The sequence below is a fragment of the Rhodococcus sp. 14-2483-1-1 genome, from assembly GCF_002259335.1.
Classification (GTDB): domain Bacteria; phylum Actinomycetota; class Actinomycetes; order Mycobacteriales; family Mycobacteriaceae; genus Rhodococcoides.
In genome coordinates this window covers 37,738-54,046 of the sequence record NZ_NPFX01000007.1, presented here as the reverse complement: position 1 = coordinate 54,046, position 16,309 = coordinate 37,738, and the positions used below count along the sequence as shown (strand labels likewise).

18 protein-coding genes are annotated in these 16,309 nt (G+C 63.7%); 11 read left to right on the top strand and 7 right to left on the bottom strand.

The window, feature by feature from the left end; genetic code table 11:
• The first annotated feature begins 68 nt into the window (after positions 1 to 68).
• Positions 69 to 437, top strand: a complete 369-nt coding sequence (locus CH294_RS06615) for a hypothetical protein (RefSeq protein WP_094737546.1) — start codon at positions 69 to 71, stop codon at positions 435 to 437.
• A 49-nt stretch (positions 438 to 486) separates the two neighbouring features.
• Here CH294_RS06615 and CH294_RS06610 read toward each other — a convergent pair whose 3' ends face one another.
• Together CH294_RS06610 and CH294_RS06605 are read right to left on the bottom strand one after the other, a co-directional pair.
• Positions 487 to 1,320, bottom strand: a complete 834-nt coding sequence (locus CH294_RS06610; protein ID WP_170944617.1) for a hydrolase — start codon at positions 1,318 to 1,320, stop codon at positions 487 to 489.
• Between the two features lie 138 nt (positions 1,321 to 1,458).
• Entirely contained in the window at positions 1,459 to 2,202 is a 744-nt protein-coding gene (locus CH294_RS06605; RefSeq protein WP_094737415.1) for an SDR family oxidoreductase, read from the bottom strand.
• Positions 2,203 to 2,339: 137 nt separating this feature from the next.
• Between CH294_RS06605 and CH294_RS06600 the strand changes: the two genes are divergently transcribed.
• The 4 genes from CH294_RS06600 (at position 2,340) to CH294_RS06585 (ending at position 5,289) form a co-directional block, all read left to right on the top strand.
• Complete coding sequence (locus CH294_RS06600; RefSeq protein WP_212709770.1) at positions 2,340 to 2,714, top strand: nuclear transport factor 2 family protein; 375 nt, start codon at positions 2,340 to 2,342, stop codon at positions 2,712 to 2,714.
• 43 nt (positions 2,715 to 2,757) lie between these two features.
• Positions 2,758 to 3,579 carry a helix-turn-helix transcriptional regulator gene (locus CH294_RS06595; protein WP_094703062.1) on the top strand — a complete coding sequence of 274 codons (822 nt, stop codon included), beginning with the start codon at positions 2,758 to 2,760 and terminating at the stop codon, positions 3,577 to 3,579.
• Positions 3,580 to 3,673: 94 nt separating this feature from the next.
• Entirely contained in the window at positions 3,674 to 4,690 is a 1,017-nt protein-coding gene (locus CH294_RS06590; protein WP_094737413.1) for a redoxin family protein, read from the top strand.
• Positions 4,687 to 5,289, top strand: a complete 603-nt coding sequence (locus CH294_RS06585) for a LysE family translocator (RefSeq protein ID WP_094737412.1) — start codon at positions 4,687 to 4,689, stop codon at positions 5,287 to 5,289. The genes CH294_RS06590 and CH294_RS06585 overlap by 4 nt, the downstream gene beginning before the upstream one ends.
• Positions 5,290 to 5,374: 85 nt before the next feature.
• On the opposite strand, the gene CH294_RS06580 is transcribed toward CH294_RS06585, so the two are convergent.
• A complete protein-coding gene (locus CH294_RS06580) occupies positions 5,375 to 7,540 on the bottom strand; it encodes a hypothetical protein (protein ID WP_094737411.1) in 2,166 nt (721 codons plus the stop codon).
• 413 nt (positions 7,541 to 7,953) lie between these two features.
• Here CH294_RS06580 and CH294_RS06575 point away from each other — a divergent pair, with 413 nt between their 5' ends.
• The 4 genes from CH294_RS06575 to CH294_RS06560 all read left to right on the top strand — a co-directional run bounded on the left by CH294_RS06575 (position 7,954) and on the right by CH294_RS06560 (position 11,524).
• A complete protein-coding gene (locus CH294_RS06575; protein ID WP_141216466.1) occupies positions 7,954 to 9,324 on the top strand; it encodes a hypothetical protein in 1,371 nt (456 codons plus the stop codon).
• 419 nt (positions 9,325 to 9,743) lie between these two features.
• On the top strand, positions 9,744 to 9,956 hold the full coding sequence (locus tag CH294_RS06570) for a DUF3263 domain-containing protein (protein ID WP_094737409.1): 213 nt from the start codon (positions 9,744 to 9,746) through the stop codon (positions 9,954 to 9,956).
• Between the two features lie 144 nt (positions 9,957 to 10,100).
• Complete coding sequence (locus CH294_RS06565) at positions 10,101 to 11,054, top strand: alpha/beta fold hydrolase (protein WP_094737408.1); 954 nt, start codon at positions 10,101 to 10,103, stop codon at positions 11,052 to 11,054.
• A gap of 125 nt (positions 11,055 to 11,179) precedes the next feature.
• On the top strand, positions 11,180 to 11,524 hold the full coding sequence (locus tag CH294_RS06560; RefSeq protein ID WP_094737407.1) for a hypothetical protein: 345 nt from the start codon (positions 11,180 to 11,182) through the stop codon (positions 11,522 to 11,524).
• A 150-nt stretch (positions 11,525 to 11,674) separates the two neighbouring features.
• Here the strand turns inward: CH294_RS06560 and CH294_RS06555 are convergent, their stop codons facing one another.
• Positions 11,675 to 12,091, bottom strand: coding sequence for a hypothetical protein (locus CH294_RS06555; RefSeq protein ID WP_249305113.1), 417 nt, complete (start codon positions 12,089 to 12,091; stop codon positions 11,675 to 11,677).
• A gap of 66 nt (positions 12,092 to 12,157) precedes the next feature.
• Here CH294_RS06555 and CH294_RS06550 point away from each other — a divergent pair, with 66 nt between their 5' ends.
• Complete coding sequence (locus CH294_RS06550) at positions 12,158 to 12,727, top strand: CGNR zinc finger domain-containing protein (RefSeq protein ID WP_094737406.1); 570 nt, start codon at positions 12,158 to 12,160, stop codon at positions 12,725 to 12,727.
• On the opposite strand, the gene CH294_RS06545 is transcribed toward CH294_RS06550, so the two are convergent.
• The 3 genes from CH294_RS06545 to CH294_RS06535 all read right to left on the bottom strand — a co-directional run bounded on the left by CH294_RS06545 (position 12,728) and on the right by CH294_RS06535 (position 15,282).
• On the bottom strand, positions 12,728 to 13,861 hold the full coding sequence (locus CH294_RS06545) for an NAD(P)/FAD-dependent oxidoreductase (protein WP_094737405.1): 1,134 nt from the start codon (positions 13,859 to 13,861) through the stop codon (positions 12,728 to 12,730).
• A gap of 100 nt (positions 13,862 to 13,961) precedes the next feature.
• The gene (locus CH294_RS06540; protein WP_094737404.1) at positions 13,962 to 14,624 is read right to left on the bottom strand and encodes a TetR/AcrR family transcriptional regulator; all 663 of its coding nucleotides are present in this window, start codon (positions 14,622 to 14,624) and stop codon (positions 13,962 to 13,964) included.
• A gap of 37 nt (positions 14,625 to 14,661) precedes the next feature.
• Complete coding sequence (locus CH294_RS06535) at positions 14,662 to 15,282, bottom strand: TetR/AcrR family transcriptional regulator (protein WP_032405363.1); 621 nt, start codon at positions 15,280 to 15,282, stop codon at positions 14,662 to 14,664.
• A gap of 114 nt (positions 15,283 to 15,396) precedes the next feature.
• Here CH294_RS06535 and CH294_RS06530 point away from each other — a divergent pair, with 114 nt between their 5' ends.
• On the top strand, positions 15,397 to 16,299 hold the full coding sequence (locus tag CH294_RS06530; RefSeq protein WP_249305111.1) for a zinc-binding dehydrogenase: 903 nt from the start codon (positions 15,397 to 15,399) through the stop codon (positions 16,297 to 16,299).
• Positions 16,300 to 16,309: the final 10 nt, after the last annotated feature.

Below are 16,309 nucleotides of genomic sequence, written 5' to 3'. Positions count from 1 at the left end.
GACCGAAGGTCGAGGAGGGTGCGTTACACCCTTCTTCCGGAGAGATGATCGGCTATAGCGTCGCCGGCATGGCATCTACTGCAGACTCGACAAGTCCGGTAAATCTCGACTCCGCGCAAGACCGCGCCCTCGAAGTCCGGGCACTCTACGAAATTCTCGAACAGCGCTTCAACGGCAAGGTGTGGTCGATGCACGAACTGATGCTCGGATTCACCAACGACGTCGGCACCATCGGTCGGCTGATACTCGCACACGACGGCACCTGGGATATCGACGGTGACGTCGACGACCAACTGAAACACAAACTCGCCGAGTGCCTGTGGTGGATCTTCGTCCTCTCCGACCGACTCGATATCGACATGACGCAAGCCTTCGCGTCGACCATGGACAGCATCGATGCTGGGCTGCAGACAACGATCTCGGCTACTGCCGTCTGAATTCTCGAGATCTGTTCGTTCCCGCCCCGTCGGGATGGGGCTATTCCCGTCAGGTCAGGTGGTCGAATTCGCCACTGACCCATCGGATGTGGCGTCGTGCCGAATTCCTGAACACGGTGTGGGCGTCACGTTCGATGGCGTCGCCGCCGAGTGTGTAGAGCCGATCGAAGTCGAGGGCTTCGAGGTCGTCGACGAGCCGCTGCACGGTGCCGGCAGACAGTGGCACGTGCCGCGGATAGTTGCGTTGGAAGGAGAGCCACTCGGGGTCGAGACTACCGGCCACGGTATCTCCGACCAGCAGACTACCTCCGGTGGTGAGAGCGACTGCGCTCGAGGGCATGTGGCCACCGAGCCGAATGATGCGGACACCGGGTAGGGGTTGTACCTCACCGTCCCAGGTTTCGATGACATCGTCGGTGCGAGGCAGCCACTGTTTGCCCTGCTCGTTGACCAACACCTGTGCCCGCCCGAACGCGTGACTCCAACTCACCTGAGCCGCAAACATATGTGGATGACTGGTGGCGATGACGGCCACGCCGCCGAGCCCCGACACCAGGGTCTCGATTTCGTCATCGATATACGCAGGCGGATCCCACAACAGGTTGCCCTGCGGAGTCGTCACCAGGAACGACCACTGCCCGATGCCGAGGCGGGGCGCGCGCCGAAAGCTGTGCACACCCTGCCCATGATCGCGATAGTCGAGGGTGTGTGGTTGCTCCGCTAGGTCGTCGAATGTCAGCCATCGGCGGGTGTGCGGACCCAGATCGCCGAGTTCCTCATCGGACACCGGCCCGAGATTCAGGACGCAGCCGTCCAAGGGTGGCGCATCCGGTGATGCGGGGTGTTCGAGTCCGCAGCCGCTGCAGATCCATGTCTTCGCCATGCGGTCGAGGCTAGACCCCGCAGCGTCTGCGTCAATTACTGTGCTGTTGAACATAATTCGGGTGTACTCTCTTACCGTTGCTTGTCCGAATGGTCGTCGAAGAACCGTGGGGTTGCGGCTTCGGCGGGGGCCCGAGGGTCAGATCATGTAGCCGCCCGCGAGTTCGATCGATTGCGCGTTGATCCACCGACTGTCGTCCGAGAGCAGGCCGGCAATTGCTACGGCCACGTCCTCGGGTTCGCCGACGCGCCCCAGAGCGGTCTGCGACGCCAGTAAGGTCTCGAACTCGTCGTTCAAGCCGCCGCCGAGTTCTGTTCGGATCGGTCCCGGTGCAACGGAATTGGCCCGGATACGCCGGGGCCCGAGCTCCTTGGCGAGATACCGCGTCAATACTTCCAGGCCGCCTTTGAAACTGGCGTACGGCGCGACCCCGGCGGTGGCCACCCTCGACGTGGCACTGACCAGATTGACGATGTGACCGCCGTCGGCAATGAGAGGCAGGAGTGTCTGGGTGAGGAAGAACGGGCCGCGGAGATGAACCTTGAACAGGTCGTCGAATTGCTGCTCGGTCACGGTTCCGATCGGATGGTAGAGACCGTAGCCGGCGTTGTTGACCAGGTAGTCGAACGTCGTGCGGTCCCAGGTGGTCTGCAATGCGGTGTGCAGGGAGTCGTGGAAGGCGGAGAATGTTGCGCTGTCGGTGACGTCGAGTTTCATTGCCACCGCAGTTCCCCCGGTTTCGGTGATGCGGGCGACGACGGCCTCCGCGGCGGCCGGATTGTTGTTGTAGGTCAGAACCACACCGAGCCCTCGGCGTGCGCATTCGAGTGCGGTTGCCGCTCCGATTCCGCGGCTACCTCCGGTGATCAAGACGATATTCATGGCGCTCCTTCGATCGGGTCGGCGTTCGTCCGCCGTCACCACGAAGTCAACGTGGCACCTGCCATGGCAGGAAGGGTGTGCCGAGCAGGGAGTACTGCACCCTTCCTGATCCCGTGCATTCGACCCACACTGAGCGCATGACAACTGCAACGACCATGCCCCAGGCGCAGATAGACGAATGGGTGCAGGCCTACCTGCACGCATGGACGACCAACGATCCGAACGACATTGCGGCACTGTTCACCGAGACGGCCGAGTATCACGAAAAGCCCTACGAGACAGCTTGGATCGGGCGCGACGCCATCGTCACCGGATGGCGCAGTCGGTGGCAGTGGCAGAGCGGTGGTTGGACCTTCGAGTGGGCCACTTCCTCGATTGCCGGCAATTGCGCGACCATCACCGGCGTCGGCCACTACGCCGAACTCGGCGATTTCGACAACACATGGACGGTGACCTTCGACGGCGGCCTGTGCAGCCGATTCGACATGATCAACACCGAACGCGTCCAATGACTCCGGCCCGACGGCGCGGTCGCGTAGGCAGTAGCGTCGAGTGATGACAGAGGACAACCGCTTGGGCGATTACCTTCGTGCGCAGCGTGCCCGGGTCACCCCGGCCGAGGTCGGGCTCCCCGACGTCGGCGCACGGCGGGTTGCGGGGCTTCGACGCGAAGAAGTCGCCGTGCTGGCGGGGGTCAGCGTCGACTACTACGCCCGCCTCGAACAAGGCCGCGAACGGACCCCGTCGGCCCAGGTGATGAACACGATCTGCGCGGCGCTGATGCTCGGCGCAGACGGTCGCGCCCATGCCTACCGCCTCGCCAGGTTGACGTCCTCGGCGGCATTCGTCGTCGACGAGGCGGTGAGTACCGACCTGCAACAGATGATGGACAATGTTTCCAATGCTGCTGCATACGTTGTCAATTCGGGCTTCCGGGTGTTGTCGTCGAACAGGATTGCCACCGCGCTCATCGGTGCCGATCAGTACGACCGGCCTGTCGAATATCTCTTCCTCGACCCAGCAGCACGGCTCTACTACCTCGACTGGATTGTGATCGCACGAGCGACGATCAGCGGCCTACGATTCTCGGCGGGTTTCACCCCCACGCACCCCGAGGTCGCACCGCTGGTCGAATTTCTTCGACGCCGAAGTCCGGAATTCTCGACACTGTGGGACGCCCACGAGGTCGCCGGTCTGGGCATCACGAAGAAAAGAATCGAACACCCCGAGGTCGGCCGACTGGATCTGACGTACCAAACGTTCGAGGTTCGAGACGCTCCTGGACAACAACTGATCGTCGCCACCGCGCCGGTCGGGTCACCGAGCGCGGATGCGCTCTCCCTCCTCGGCAGTCTCGACGCCACCCGTCACCGCTGACCTCACGTGAGGTGCACGAGCGGCTGAGGTGAGTCTGCCGATCCCTGGGATCGCATTTGACCTGTCCCCTGGGGGCCGGGTTTACGGTACGGGGATGGAAGAGCTGCTACGAGCGGGAGAAGTGACCGCCGAGACGGGTGCCTCATCGAAGGCGTTGCGTGGTTACGAGGCATTGGAACTCGTCGTCCCAACACGCGCCGCGAACGGCTACCGCATGTACGACCGCCACCAGGTCCAGGTCGTCGCGCAGATCCACCGACTCAACGCACTCGGAATTCCACTGGCAGAGATGGCACCGTTCGTCGACTGCCTCAACGCCGGCGGCCCGCACGCAGACGCCTGCCCCGCTTCACTGTCCGGGTATCGCCGGGCGATCGAACGACTCGACCAGGCGATCGGCCACCTCGACCGCCAACGCGCTGCGCTGGTCGCAAACCTCGCAGAGGCCAGTACGCGGATGGCAGACGAGTGGGCCTCCGTCGACGCGCACAACCCCGATCTCGCGCCGCTGCCAGCCGACCTCACCGCCCCGCGCGACGATGGAGCGACCGATCACCTGCCCGGGATGGCTATGCCCATCACTCGGTTGCCGTCCACCGACGGCACCCTCGTCGATCTCGCCGCGGTCGGTACCGGGCGTGTCCTGGTCTACGTGTTCCCGATGACCGGCGCACCAGGACAGGACATGCCCGACGGCTGGGACGCCATCCCCGGTGCGCGCGGTTGCAGCCCGCACAACTGCGACATGCGCGACCATTACGCAGAGCTGGTGCAGGCCGGTATCGACGCGGTCTTCGGTCTGTCGAGCCAACCGGTCGAATATCAGACGCAGTTGGCTCAGGCACTGCGATTGCCCTACCCGCTGCTCACAGACACTCAGCTGATCTTGCACGCCGCGATCGGCCTACCGACGTTCGGCACCGAAGATCTCACGGTCTACCGCCGGCTTGCTCTCGTCATTACCGGGGGGATCATCGAGCACGTGTTCTACCCCGTGTTCCCGCCGGACCGCCATGCCCACACGGTGCTCGAATGGCTCGGCGATCACCCTCTGCCGATGACGTCGACACCACGGCGCACACCCACCTCGGTGAGCAGTGACAAGCGGTGATCGGCGTCGTCGATGTCGCTCTGTTCGCCGCGGCGTTCGCGGCATCTGCTGCCACCCCGGGTCCAGAGGTCGTCGCGGTCATGGCTCGGTCTCTCGACGCCGGGCTCCGGGGCGTGTCCGGTCTGGCCGTCGGCATCATCGTTGGAAAGCTGGCTCTCCTCGGTGTGGCAATGGCCGGCCTCGCCGCCGCTACTACGGCCTACGAGCCGGTGCTACGCGTCATCACCTGGGCCGGTGCGATCTACCTCTGCTGTCTCGCCGTGAAAAAGTGGAGGACGGCCGGGGCAGCGACGCACCCGGGGGCCTCCCGCCGGGCACGCAGTTTCGCCCTCGGAATCGTGCTCACCATGTCCAACCCTGTAGCAATCGGCTTCTACGTGGCACTTCTGCCCGGCGTCGTGGACCTCACGCACGTACACGTGAAGGACTACCTGGTTCTCAGCCTTGCTCTCGTCGTTGTCATGGCAGCAATCATCACGCTCTATGGTGTTGCTGCACTGCGCCTTCGGCGCTTTCTCGACCGCGGCGGTAGCCGCATAGTCGACCGCATCACTGCCGCGGTGTTTCTTCTGTGCGCTGTCTTCATTGCACTTCGGTAGGTGCGACGGGTAATCCATCGACAATCCCATCGAGGTCACAGAGTATTGAAATCTTCTGTGTCACTGAATGAATGGCGTAGTTCGATTATTTCTGATCGTGACGTGTGGCAACCACCCGCAGCCCTTCCGGTGGTACTTCCCTGATGATGAACTCGTTGTCGACAGCGGTCACGACAGCCACGTAGAACATGGGCTTGCCGCCGATCTGGACCGAGCATCCGATGCTGAATCCTTCGAGCCGCGGGATTCGCATCAGGGCGGGTTCCACGCTGCCGACCATGTCCGGGCCGTGCAGGCGCACAGCCTCTGCGGCGACGGCTCGCCGAACGGCGTCGCGGTCGACGAGATCATCGTCGTCGGTGAGCGATGACAGTGACACCATCTCGTTCGAGATAAACGGAACCTCCACTACCGCGGAAGACGATGCGTCACTGTCCTGGACCGGTTGATCGGTCGGCGGGAGGAACTCGAGCCGGTAGGCAGCCAGTGGGCGGCGGGACTCCATGTCGAGCAGAAATGACCAGTATGCGCCGCTCACGGGCACACCGCCGTGCAGTGCCGGCCCTCCGCGGGCGGCGACCTCACCGAACTCGTCGTGACCGACGAGTTCGGTGTCGGTACGGCTGTCGTAGTCGGCAGCCAGCAACTGGGTGTGCACTTCGGCCATCTCCGCCTCGAACAGCGCGATCGGGTACGGGTACTTCCACCCGTCGATCTCTCGGTGGAACCGACGAAGCGTGTCGGTGTGCAGATCGTCGGCGATCCACCCGGCCACATCCTGTGTCGTCACCTGTTCGACCGGTCGTGCAGGTTCCGGGAAGCCGCGGAAGACGCCGTCTTCGTCGGCGCTGCCTGCGAAGTCGTCGAAATCCATGTTGGCGATCGACAGATTGTTCTCGATGCTCCACATCTCCGACGGGACGGTTCGAAACGTTTTGCCGTGACGCTCCGGGTCGTCAACTCCCGTGTCGACGACGGCGATCGGGTGCTCGGGGTTGTGCACCGTTTCGGTGTCGACCACGAAGACGTAGTACGGCGGTGAGTCACCCAACGCCTGCAGGAGTTGGGTGACGGACCAGCCGTCGTGATCGCGATTGTCGATGCACGTCAATACGGCCTCGAACTCCATGTCGTTGCCCTGGTCGACAGGTGCCATGGCGGCGAGCGCGATCTCACGCCAGGCCGAGTCGTCGGAGAAGTCGGTGCGGATCAGCAGTGATTCCCCCGTGAGGTGATCGGCCAGTGCACGGCCCGTTCCGAGCATGTCGGTGATTTCCGCTTCGCGCCGATCTCGTTCTTCCGCAGCGATTTCCGCGGCGATGCCTGCGGCGCTGCGGTTCGGTGGGTCGACGGGCACAATCGAGTCGATGATGCGCTCGCAGTCCTCCGGGCGCATCTCCTGATAGGAGCGGATCTCGTAGGTCCACTCACCGACACTCTGGCGGTGGAGAGCCGGAGTCTGATCGTTCGGCCAGGTCACCTCGGGTTCGCCGATCGCGGTGACCCAGCGGCGCAGCGTGAAGTACGCAGTATGACCCTCGACTGCCAGAATGAGTTCGCCTGTACGAGGATCTCCCGACTGGGGTGTGGTGGTGATGGTCGTCGGCAACCAGGTGGGCACCGCTCGGGCGATACTCGCCAGGGCTTGTTCTCGTTCCTGCTGGTCGCGCTGCATTCTGGCCATGTCGTCGTCCGCCTGGTGTGATGGGCCCGACCATCGGAACAGGTCCGCGTCGAATTCCTCGTCCAGGACAGGGTTCTCGAGTTCCATCCACTGGTCGCCGTATTGCCACCGCAGGGCGACTCCCAGTTCGGCGTCGATCACATACGTGATCCGTTCGGTGGAGTGTGGATCGGTGGCTTCTACTTCCCACCCGTCGCGATCGCGCACTGTGACCTGTTGCGGCGCTGTCGGATCGGTGAAACGCGAGTCGCCGAACCCGTGATTGCTTCTCGGCGGGAACATGTCGTAGGCGCGCAGCAGTGGAGCCGGTGATCCCATGTCCATGTAGAACGTGTTCGCGTTCTTCACTGCATGGACCATGACACCGTCCGCGCCACGCGACCACCTGTTGTCCGCGTTCTCGATGAACGTGGGGTCGCCGGACTCGTCTTCCAGACGCCACGACGTCGTGTCCGGTTCGTGCCGAACCAGCTGACGCGATCCATCGCTTCGATGCACGACACCGCGGATGGTGCGACCCATCGTGCCGTAGTTACTCGCGCGGACCTGTTCCCACTTCGGAGCCATGAGGAGAACGTACTAGAAGGTACGAATCATCACGCCCTCTGTTGGCGGAGCTTGGGGGAGTGCCGCGTGGTGGGTCGACTGCGGCGGCTGAATGCGTCGGCCGGTGGAGACGGGGTGGCGTAGCTGCGCTATCAACAGCCGGAGTTCGAGCCAAAGCTATTCATTGTCAACACTTTTGGAGTCCCAAGCGAAACCGGCGGTCATCCCTGCAGCGTGGTGGCATTCCAGTGGTCCGGAACCGGTGTTGGACGCCGTGCGGAGGCGCTGCAGTTTCTCAGCGCATGGAATGCCAAGTGTAATGAGTGTGCTGTAATTGTCTCGACCTTCCCTGCCGGAACGATCACCGGCGCGTTGTGGGTCGCAGTGGCCTCGACGGTCGTCGAGTGTTCGGAACTGGTTCTTTGCGAGGCACGATGGAAGATGTTGATGGACTGGAGGATCGGGAAGCGCCCGATCTGACCGGCCACTTGAACTCGGCGCGCGAGGCTATCGGCTCGCCGAGTCTGCGGGCGATCGCCGCAGCGACCGACTACAGCCACACCACGGTGGCCAAAGCGTTCACCATCCAGTCGGCGGGTCTGTCGTGGGCGGTGATCGAGCAGGTCTGCGCATCGGTGAACGCCGATCGTACTGTGGCACAGCAACTGTGGTGCGCCGCCAATCCGGGTGCAGAGGCAGCGCCACCGGACGCGGTAGATGCCTCTGATGCTGACAGCTCCGCGCAGGGCGAGGACCGCGCTGCGTCTCGGCCCGAGCTGCCGTCGACCGTCCCCGACACGAGCGGAACTACCGGCTCGTCCATACCTCTGGTACTGCGCATGAGGCTAGTGGTGTGGGCAGGTTTGCTGTTCTGCGGCGGCGTCGGTTTGGTGGTGGTGCAAGCCGTGAACGGTGACGGCGGGCGCATGTCGATGCTGACCGAGCTTGTGCAACCGGTGTTCGTCGCGGTCGCCGCAGCGTTGTTCGGTCGGCGCGCCCTCGAGTTCACGCGGGCGGGCGACCGCCTCAATGTCGTGTTCTTTTCGTTGCTGACGGCGGGGTCGCTGGCATGGATGCTCGGTAGTGTGAGCTGGCTGGTCGAGCGGTATCCGATGCACCGTTCGATCCCGACGGGGCCGCTGTTCGATCTGTTCTTCGTCGCGTCCTATCTGTGTGCCGGGGCGGCTCTGTGGATTCGAGCCGAGCGATACGGCCTGGCCCGATGGCGCAGACGATGGCACAACGCAGTCACCGGGGTCGTGCTGGTTGCCGGTCCCTACGCGCTTTCGATCCTGCTGTTGTCGATTCTGCACCTGCGCAGCGACGCCATGGTGTTGCTGTACGCACTTCATCCCGCGGCCGATATCGCGTTGGCGATCGCTGCGTTGTCGCCGATGATTCACGGTCACCGGATACTCGGATCGGCGGTGTTGGCGACTGCGTTCGCTGCAGCAGCACTGTCGGATATCGGCGCGCTCGTTCTGCGAGCCGACCCCGGTACGACCACCGTTCCGTCCGCAGCCGCCCTCGGGTATGTCGCCTTCGCCATCATCTTGTCGGTGTACGCGGTAATTGCACGACCGTTGCCGTCCACTGTGGTCGATCGTGTTCCCGTTCGCCGGGAGTGGCTCGACCCGCGCGATACCGTCGCGGTCGTGACTGCGGTAGCGGCTGTGGTGGCTCTGGTAGCGGCTGCTCTGGTGCTGAGCAGAACCTCGGCCACCGACATCGAAGTGGTCATGATTGCGCTCACTGCCGTCACAGCCTCGGCAATAGCGACGCTGACGGCCATTCATTCCCATTAGCGTCTCCGCCCCGTCGCGCAAGTGCGCGATCGGCCGTCAGGGTCACGGCGACCCTGTTTGTTCGCCGGGAAGGCTGCGTCGCCGGCTGAACAGCCACCGGTGGGTTTACGCGTGAACTCACTCGCAGGTTTACGCATGAACCTACCCGCGCCTGCCTCTTGTGATGTGCGACACGTTGGATCAACATTCCGTGTGTAAACCGGTTGGAAAGCTCTGTTCACCAGCGTAAACGGAATTCCTGTGCTTGCGTGACAGAGCCCGCCAGGGGTTCGCTCTAGTTGTTCGCCGAGACGCGAACGGGACACCCGACATGACGAGCCCTCATCACGACGGGACCGCATCTGACCATGAGTACCGCTGATTCGGCCGGTTCCCTCGGACCGAGGCAGTGCACTTCCTGAACGAAGGCCGGTTCGACGATGCCGCGACAAACCGAAGACCAGAACGTGCTGGAGTTCGCCCGTAAGTGGGAGCCCTACGGCGGCGCGGACGCCTCCGAAATCCTGTTGTGCTTCGGGCTCGACGTCGACAGTTTCAAAGCCCGACTGCACCGCACCCTGACGCGGCAGACAGTGCCCGACCTCGATCCCGACCTCCGCTGGCGGCTCCTGCGCTACGCAGCCACCCGTTGAACATTCTGTACCGACAGTTCGCCGCCGACCGGCCTGCCCTGTGCGGGGGCGGTGCACCACCGCTGTGACCGCGCCACGTTCCGAAGCCACAAGTTGACTTACCTACATTTTCGAACCAGTCGCCATCTGAAAGCGAGCTCTGCCATGCCGAAGACGTGCACTCGAGCAGTCGTGGTCATCGGAGCTGCGGTCGCCGCGCTCATCGCGCCCGCGGGCATCGCCGACGCGGAACCCGTAGACGGCCCGCTACCTGTCCCGTTCGACCTCAATGCCGTTCCAGCAGCACTGTTTCCCACCATTGCGCCGCCCGGTGCCAACAATCCGCAGTGCCGACCCAGTCCTGCGCACCCCAACCCTGTGGTCCTGATCAACCCGACCGCCACCACGCAAGCACTGGCCTGGCAGACCGGTGCTCCGTTTCTCGCAAACAACGGCTACTGCGTGTTCACGTTCAACTACGGAAACCCTGCCTGGGCCTCTACGTCACCGGTTCAAGCAACCGACGACATCCGCAGGTCCGGACGCACCTTGGCAACGACCGTGGATCGGGTGCTCGCCGACACCGGCGCGAGCCACGTGGACCTGGTCGGCCATTCACAAGGTGGCGGGATCCTGCCTGCCTACTACATCAACGTTCTCGACGGTGCAGGCAAGGTGGACAAATTCGTCGGCATCTCACCGAGTAATCACGGCACCACAGCAAGCGAAGTCGTGTACGGGCGCAGCCTGATTCCGCCCGTCGGGCGAGCCATTTACGACACCCTCGAAGCCCTGGCACCGGCATTCACCCAGCAAGCCATCGGATCGGACGTCGTGCAGGAGACCTACGCCCACGGCGACACCCGACCCGGACCCGAATACACCACCCTCATCACGAAATACGACGAGATCGTCACCCCGTTCACCCAGCAATATCTCGACGGCCCCAACGTGAACAACGTTCTTTTGCAACAAGATTGCGATATTGATCGCTCGGAACACCTCTCCACGTTGTACAGCCGCCGCGTCTGGCTTCACGTTCTCAACGCACTCGACCCCCTCCACGCCACACCCGTTCCGTGCTTCCCGGTCGCCCCCTTCTTCCCTGACGTGAACTAGATGTTCGTGCCTTCCAGCGTAGACAGTGAGCCGAAAGACTCTACCCGGATGGATCTTTCGGGAGACAATGCTTCAGCACCCGTTCTGGTCCTGCGGTGTGCTGCCCCTGTAGAAGACCGGCGGCCATGATCGAGGCATCGGTGTTGTCCGGAACAGCAAGTGCGTTATTGATGACCGGCGCGTACGTCACAGGAGACTTGTATGCCCGTCGCCCTGAGCGGCAACGCGTGCACTCCGTCGCCGTCGCGCTGGCGGGAGCTTCGGCGGCAGCCGCCGTAGTGTTCGCCGTCACCGTCGACGACATCCTGGTAATCGCTGGAACGCTTGCCTTCGTCACGCTGGCTATTCGCACCCTCAACCGTTCTCTCCTCGAGGTCGATGCCGGTCGGTCACCGGGTTCCAGCGTGAACGACAGTGAAACGTGCGCGGGGTCGGTAACCCGGGAGGCGACGAAGCGTGACGATCCATGAACCTGCGTCATCTCGTCGTGGAGTGAGCGAGGCACATTCGCAGCGGCAAAAGCGTTGCTCCAGAGTACAACCCGGGCCTCGTCCACGCGTTGCGCTCGCGCCTCGGTCCCTGCTCTACCTGCCGATCTCATCCTTCGGTTCTGCCGAGATTCATCGGCCACTACCCTCATGACGTCGAGGAATTGAACCGAGGTCGGTGACGGCAATCTGCGCATCGGTGACCGCAGCTGTCACCGGCTGGCAGCGGGTCGACGCGGTAGCGAGGGCGAGGATCGCGGAGACCAGTGCGGTATCGCGTGTCGTCGTGGTCGCACCGGATTTGTCCGCAGCGGAACCACCGGACAGCTGATCGGCAGCGTCGATGCCGATCTTTTCGATGACGTCGTTGGCGGCTGACGTGCATTGGCCGAGTACTCCGAGTGCCCAGTACAGGTCGGCACCCACCAGAGGTGTTCGAGACGCGGCCGTCGTAGCTCGGCGCAGGTGATCGCGTGCGTCGGCGAGTGCGTCGGTGAGGGGATGCCCATAGCCGTCGGCGGTGGAGCTGCAGTGCTGTCGCGTCGTCATACCGAGATCCGTCCGTAAGGGAGTAAAGTGAGCTTATTCGGTTACGGTAGCGACAGGAGGTAAGGGGTGCAAGTTCTTTTTGACGATTACACCCAGGGTGCCGCGTTCGCGACCGAACTGGTGAACACGTCACCGACGGTGTGGGTGATCGCCGGCGACCAGTTGAGCGACCCTGATGCCCTGCACTCGTTCCTCGTCGAGAACGGCGTCGACACGGCAGTGCTCGGCGAACGCGATCTGGAGCAGGTCCGGGCTCTCCGCGAGCGCCTCCGAGCGATCCTCGACGCCTCCTCGCCGGGCGAGATTGTCGACCTCACGCATGAGCTGCTGTCGACGGTTCCGCATCGCGTCCAACTGGTCGAAGTAGACGGCAGCGGATGGCGCTGGCAGGCAACAACCGACGGCGTCGGGACGGCGGTTCAGGAGCTGACGGTGTTCACGGGCTACGCCCTGCTGAGCGCGCTGCGGATGCTCGGGTTCGAGCGATTCCGTGCGTGCGCGTCACCGACGTGCAACGGCGTGTTCGTCGACGTCAGTCGCGGCGGGAGACGGCGCTATTGCATGCCGGGTCTGTGCGGCAACCGCATCAACGTCGCCAACCACAGGCAGCGTAGAAACATGCTCGGCGACAAGTGATTACACCGCGTTGTTGACGCCGGTGACCAGGTCGATCAGCCCGAACGGGGATCGTTCCCCGAGGCACAGGTGGAGTGTTTCGTGTGCCTGCACGGCCACCGCTTCACTTCGTGTGAACATGGCCTTCTCGAACACCGACAGGGCTGCGTCGATGTCGCCGCGGTGATCGGAGATCGCGCGAGCGAGTTCGGCACCGTCGAACATTGCCAGATTCGCGCCGTCTCCCGATGGCGGCATCAGGTGTGCGGCGTCGCCCACGAGTGTCACCCCCGAAGTGTGATCCCAGTGGTGGTCGTTGGGCAGCGTGAAGATCCTGCGGGGAACCAGTGCGGTTTCCCCGCCGGTGATCAATTCCGTCAATTCCGGTGCCCACCCGTCGAACTCGGCTGCGACCGTTGCTTTGGCGGAGGCTGCGTCGGAGAAATCGATCGAGTCGATCCAGTCGGCGCTGCGGTTGAGCTGAACGTACGTGTGCAGGATGTTGCCTGCCTCGCGATGCACGGTGATCCCCTTACCCGGTGTGAGGGCGAACATTGCACCACCGCCGACTGCGCGGGCGGTGGCGGGGTGGCGTACGTCGACGTCGTGGAGGTAGGTCTCGACGAAGACGGTGCCCACGTACTCGGGCTCGGCGGCGGAGAGCAGGGATCGGACTCGTGACCACGCGCCGTCGGCACCGACGAGCAGATCGCTGACCGTGGTGGCTCCGTTCTCGAACTCGATTTCGTGTTGGCCATTGCCCAGTGGGCGGACGGAGGTGAGCTTATGGCCCCACTGAACGGTGTCGGCCGGCAGTGAGTCGAGCAGAATGCGTCGCAGGTCTCCGCGCAGTACCTCCGGTCGACCTCCGGTGCCGTCGTCGGGTTCGTCGAGCAGGGCCTCACCGTTCGGGCGTAGGACGCGAGTCGCTTCGCCTCCCTCGTGAATGATGGCGCGGAACTGCTCGGTCAGCCCGGCTGCGGCGAGGGCGGCTTGCCCGTCGTTCTCGTGGATGTCGAGCTGTCCGCCTTGGGTGCGAGCTTCGGCCGCGGAGTCGGCCTCGTACACCGTGGCGGCGATTCCGTGCACGTGCAGTACCCGTGCCAGCACCAGGCCGCCGAGCCCTGCACCGACGATCGAGATGGATGTATTCATGGCTGTCTCCGCCCGTCGTTGGAACACTGTTCCAACACAGGATGGAACAGCGTTCCAATACTGTCAAGTGCAGGAGCGGGCGTGGTGAGTGTCGTTCGGTTCAACCTCGGTCTATGCCGGCCAGGATGATGTCGACTCCGGCCTGGAACTGCTCTCGGTCGTCGTGGCCCGCGAACTGCGACGCGATGCGGGTCAGGAACGGATAGTCGCCGGAGTCCGTCACCGCTGTGCGCGTGGAGTCGAGAAATGCCGCGCGGTCCGTCACCGTTGCGGGCAGTTGCATCCCGGCATCGCGTTGACTCGCAACCCCGAGAACGTGGTACAGAAGGACGGATGCGGCGTCGAATTGCGCACTTTCGGGAACTCCGTGTGTGTCGAGTTCGGTTCCGATGCGGTCGAAGAGATGCATGACGGCCGGCTGCCACGGCGCGGCGGCGAGTTGTGTTGCCACCCATGGCCTCGTGGTGATCACGTCGAACATTCTCATTGTCAGGCCGCGAACACCCGGTTCTGCCGCCTCGTTCTCGGGCAGAGGCTCGAACGCCGATGACATGACAGCCTCGGCCGCTGCCGCGAGCAGATCGTCCCGGTTGCCGACATGGTGATACAGCGCTCCGGGACCTGTGGACAGGTGTGCGGCAAGGGTCCGAAACGTCAGAGCATCGGTGCCACCCTCATCGAGCATTTCGATCGCTGCCTGCACGATGCGCTCTTTCGACAGAGCATCGGAACGTCGAGCTGATGTCGGCTTCGTGTTCGTCATGGGCAGATCCTGCCACAACTGGAACGGCGTTCCATGCCTAGATGCGACTCAGCCCGAGTCGGGGCGAGGTCGGCAACGTCTGATTGGTCGGCGACGCGTGCAGTCCGTCGATCATCAGGGCCGCGAATCGTCGGGCGGCGTGGACGCGGTCCTCGGTCGAGAGAGTCGAGAGTCCCCGGTTGGCGCTGAGGAAAAGAACGAGATCGTCGACGACGAAGTCGGATCGCAGTTTCCCCTGCCGCTGGGCGCGGGCCGCGAGTCCGGTGAACCCGCGTAGAGCGTCGGTGCGATGCGTCGAGAGATCGACGGTGCCGGGGTACTCGGTCATGAACGCCTCGGTGAATCCCTGATTCCTGGCGTTGAGTTCACTGAGTTGTTCGATCACGCTGCACAACCCGCGCCACGCGTCAGGATCGGCACACCCGCTCGCAACGATGTTGCGGCACAGGCGGAACTCGGCGAGGAACGCTTCGAGGATCAAGTCCTTCTTGGTCGGGAAGCGGCGATACAGCGTGGCGGGGCCGACGTCCGCCCGGCGCGCAACCTCGCGCATGGACACCGCGAGCCCGTCCGAGGCGAACACCTCGCGTGCAACCTCGAGTATGCGGTCCCGGTTGTTCTCGGCATCGGAGCGTAGACGAGTCAATTCTTGGACCATGGCTCTCACTTTACGTAAACGGACGGGGGTGTCCACTAACGTCGGCGGAACTCGAATCGACCGGAGGCAGATGTGAAGGCAATAGCGATACAGACGTTCGGAAGTTCCGATGGCATGCAGGTCGTGGACGTGCCGACGCCCGTTCCGTCGGCTGGGCAGGTCCAGATTCGCACGGAGGCAATCGGAGTGGGCGGCGTCGACGCCATCGTTCGCCGTGGCACCCTCGGCACCCTCGGGCTGAGTGCCGGACACGTTCCGGGCAGCGAGATAGCAGGTGTGATCACCGATATCGGCGACGGCGTGGACACGAGCTGGATGGGGCGACGGGTGTGGGCGTTCACCGGCATGGGCGGTGGCTACGCCGAACAGGCGGTCGCCGATCTGGCCGACGTGGTGGCACTGCCCGAGCGCGTATCCAGTATCGATGCCGTCACGCTCGGATCTGCCGGTCCAGTAGCGCATTTCGCGCTCGATCGCGCCAGGCTGGCGGCGGGAGAGTCGGTGCTGGTGCGCGGGGCAGGCGGGAGCATCGGCATCGCTGCAGTGGAGTTGGCCGCGAGCATGGGAGCATCGTCGGTGTCGGTCACGACGTCCTCGGCCGAGCGCGGTGCGAAGCTCCGATCGTTCGGAGCTACGCACGTGTTGGATCGCGATGGGCACGGCGGCGGGCCGGACACGTTCGATGTGATCGTCGATATCGTTGCCGGGCAGCATTTTCCGGACTTCGTGGAACGGCTTGCCGACAATGGTCGAATTGTTGTCGTCGGTGTCGTCGGAGGTCCACCGGCCGAGATCGGCCCGACATTGATGCGCAATTTCCGGCGATCGTTGACGGTCGGCATGCTGAGCCTCGACACCATCCCCACCGCCGAACGAGACCGAGTGCGAGCAGGTCTCTTCACACCCGGCCGTCTCCACGCCGTCGTCGACGAGGTGCTACCACTCGATCGCGCAGCCGAGGCTCATCGACGAATGGACGATGGGCAGGTGTTCGGCCGAATAGTGCTCGTTCCGTAACGAAGTCAGG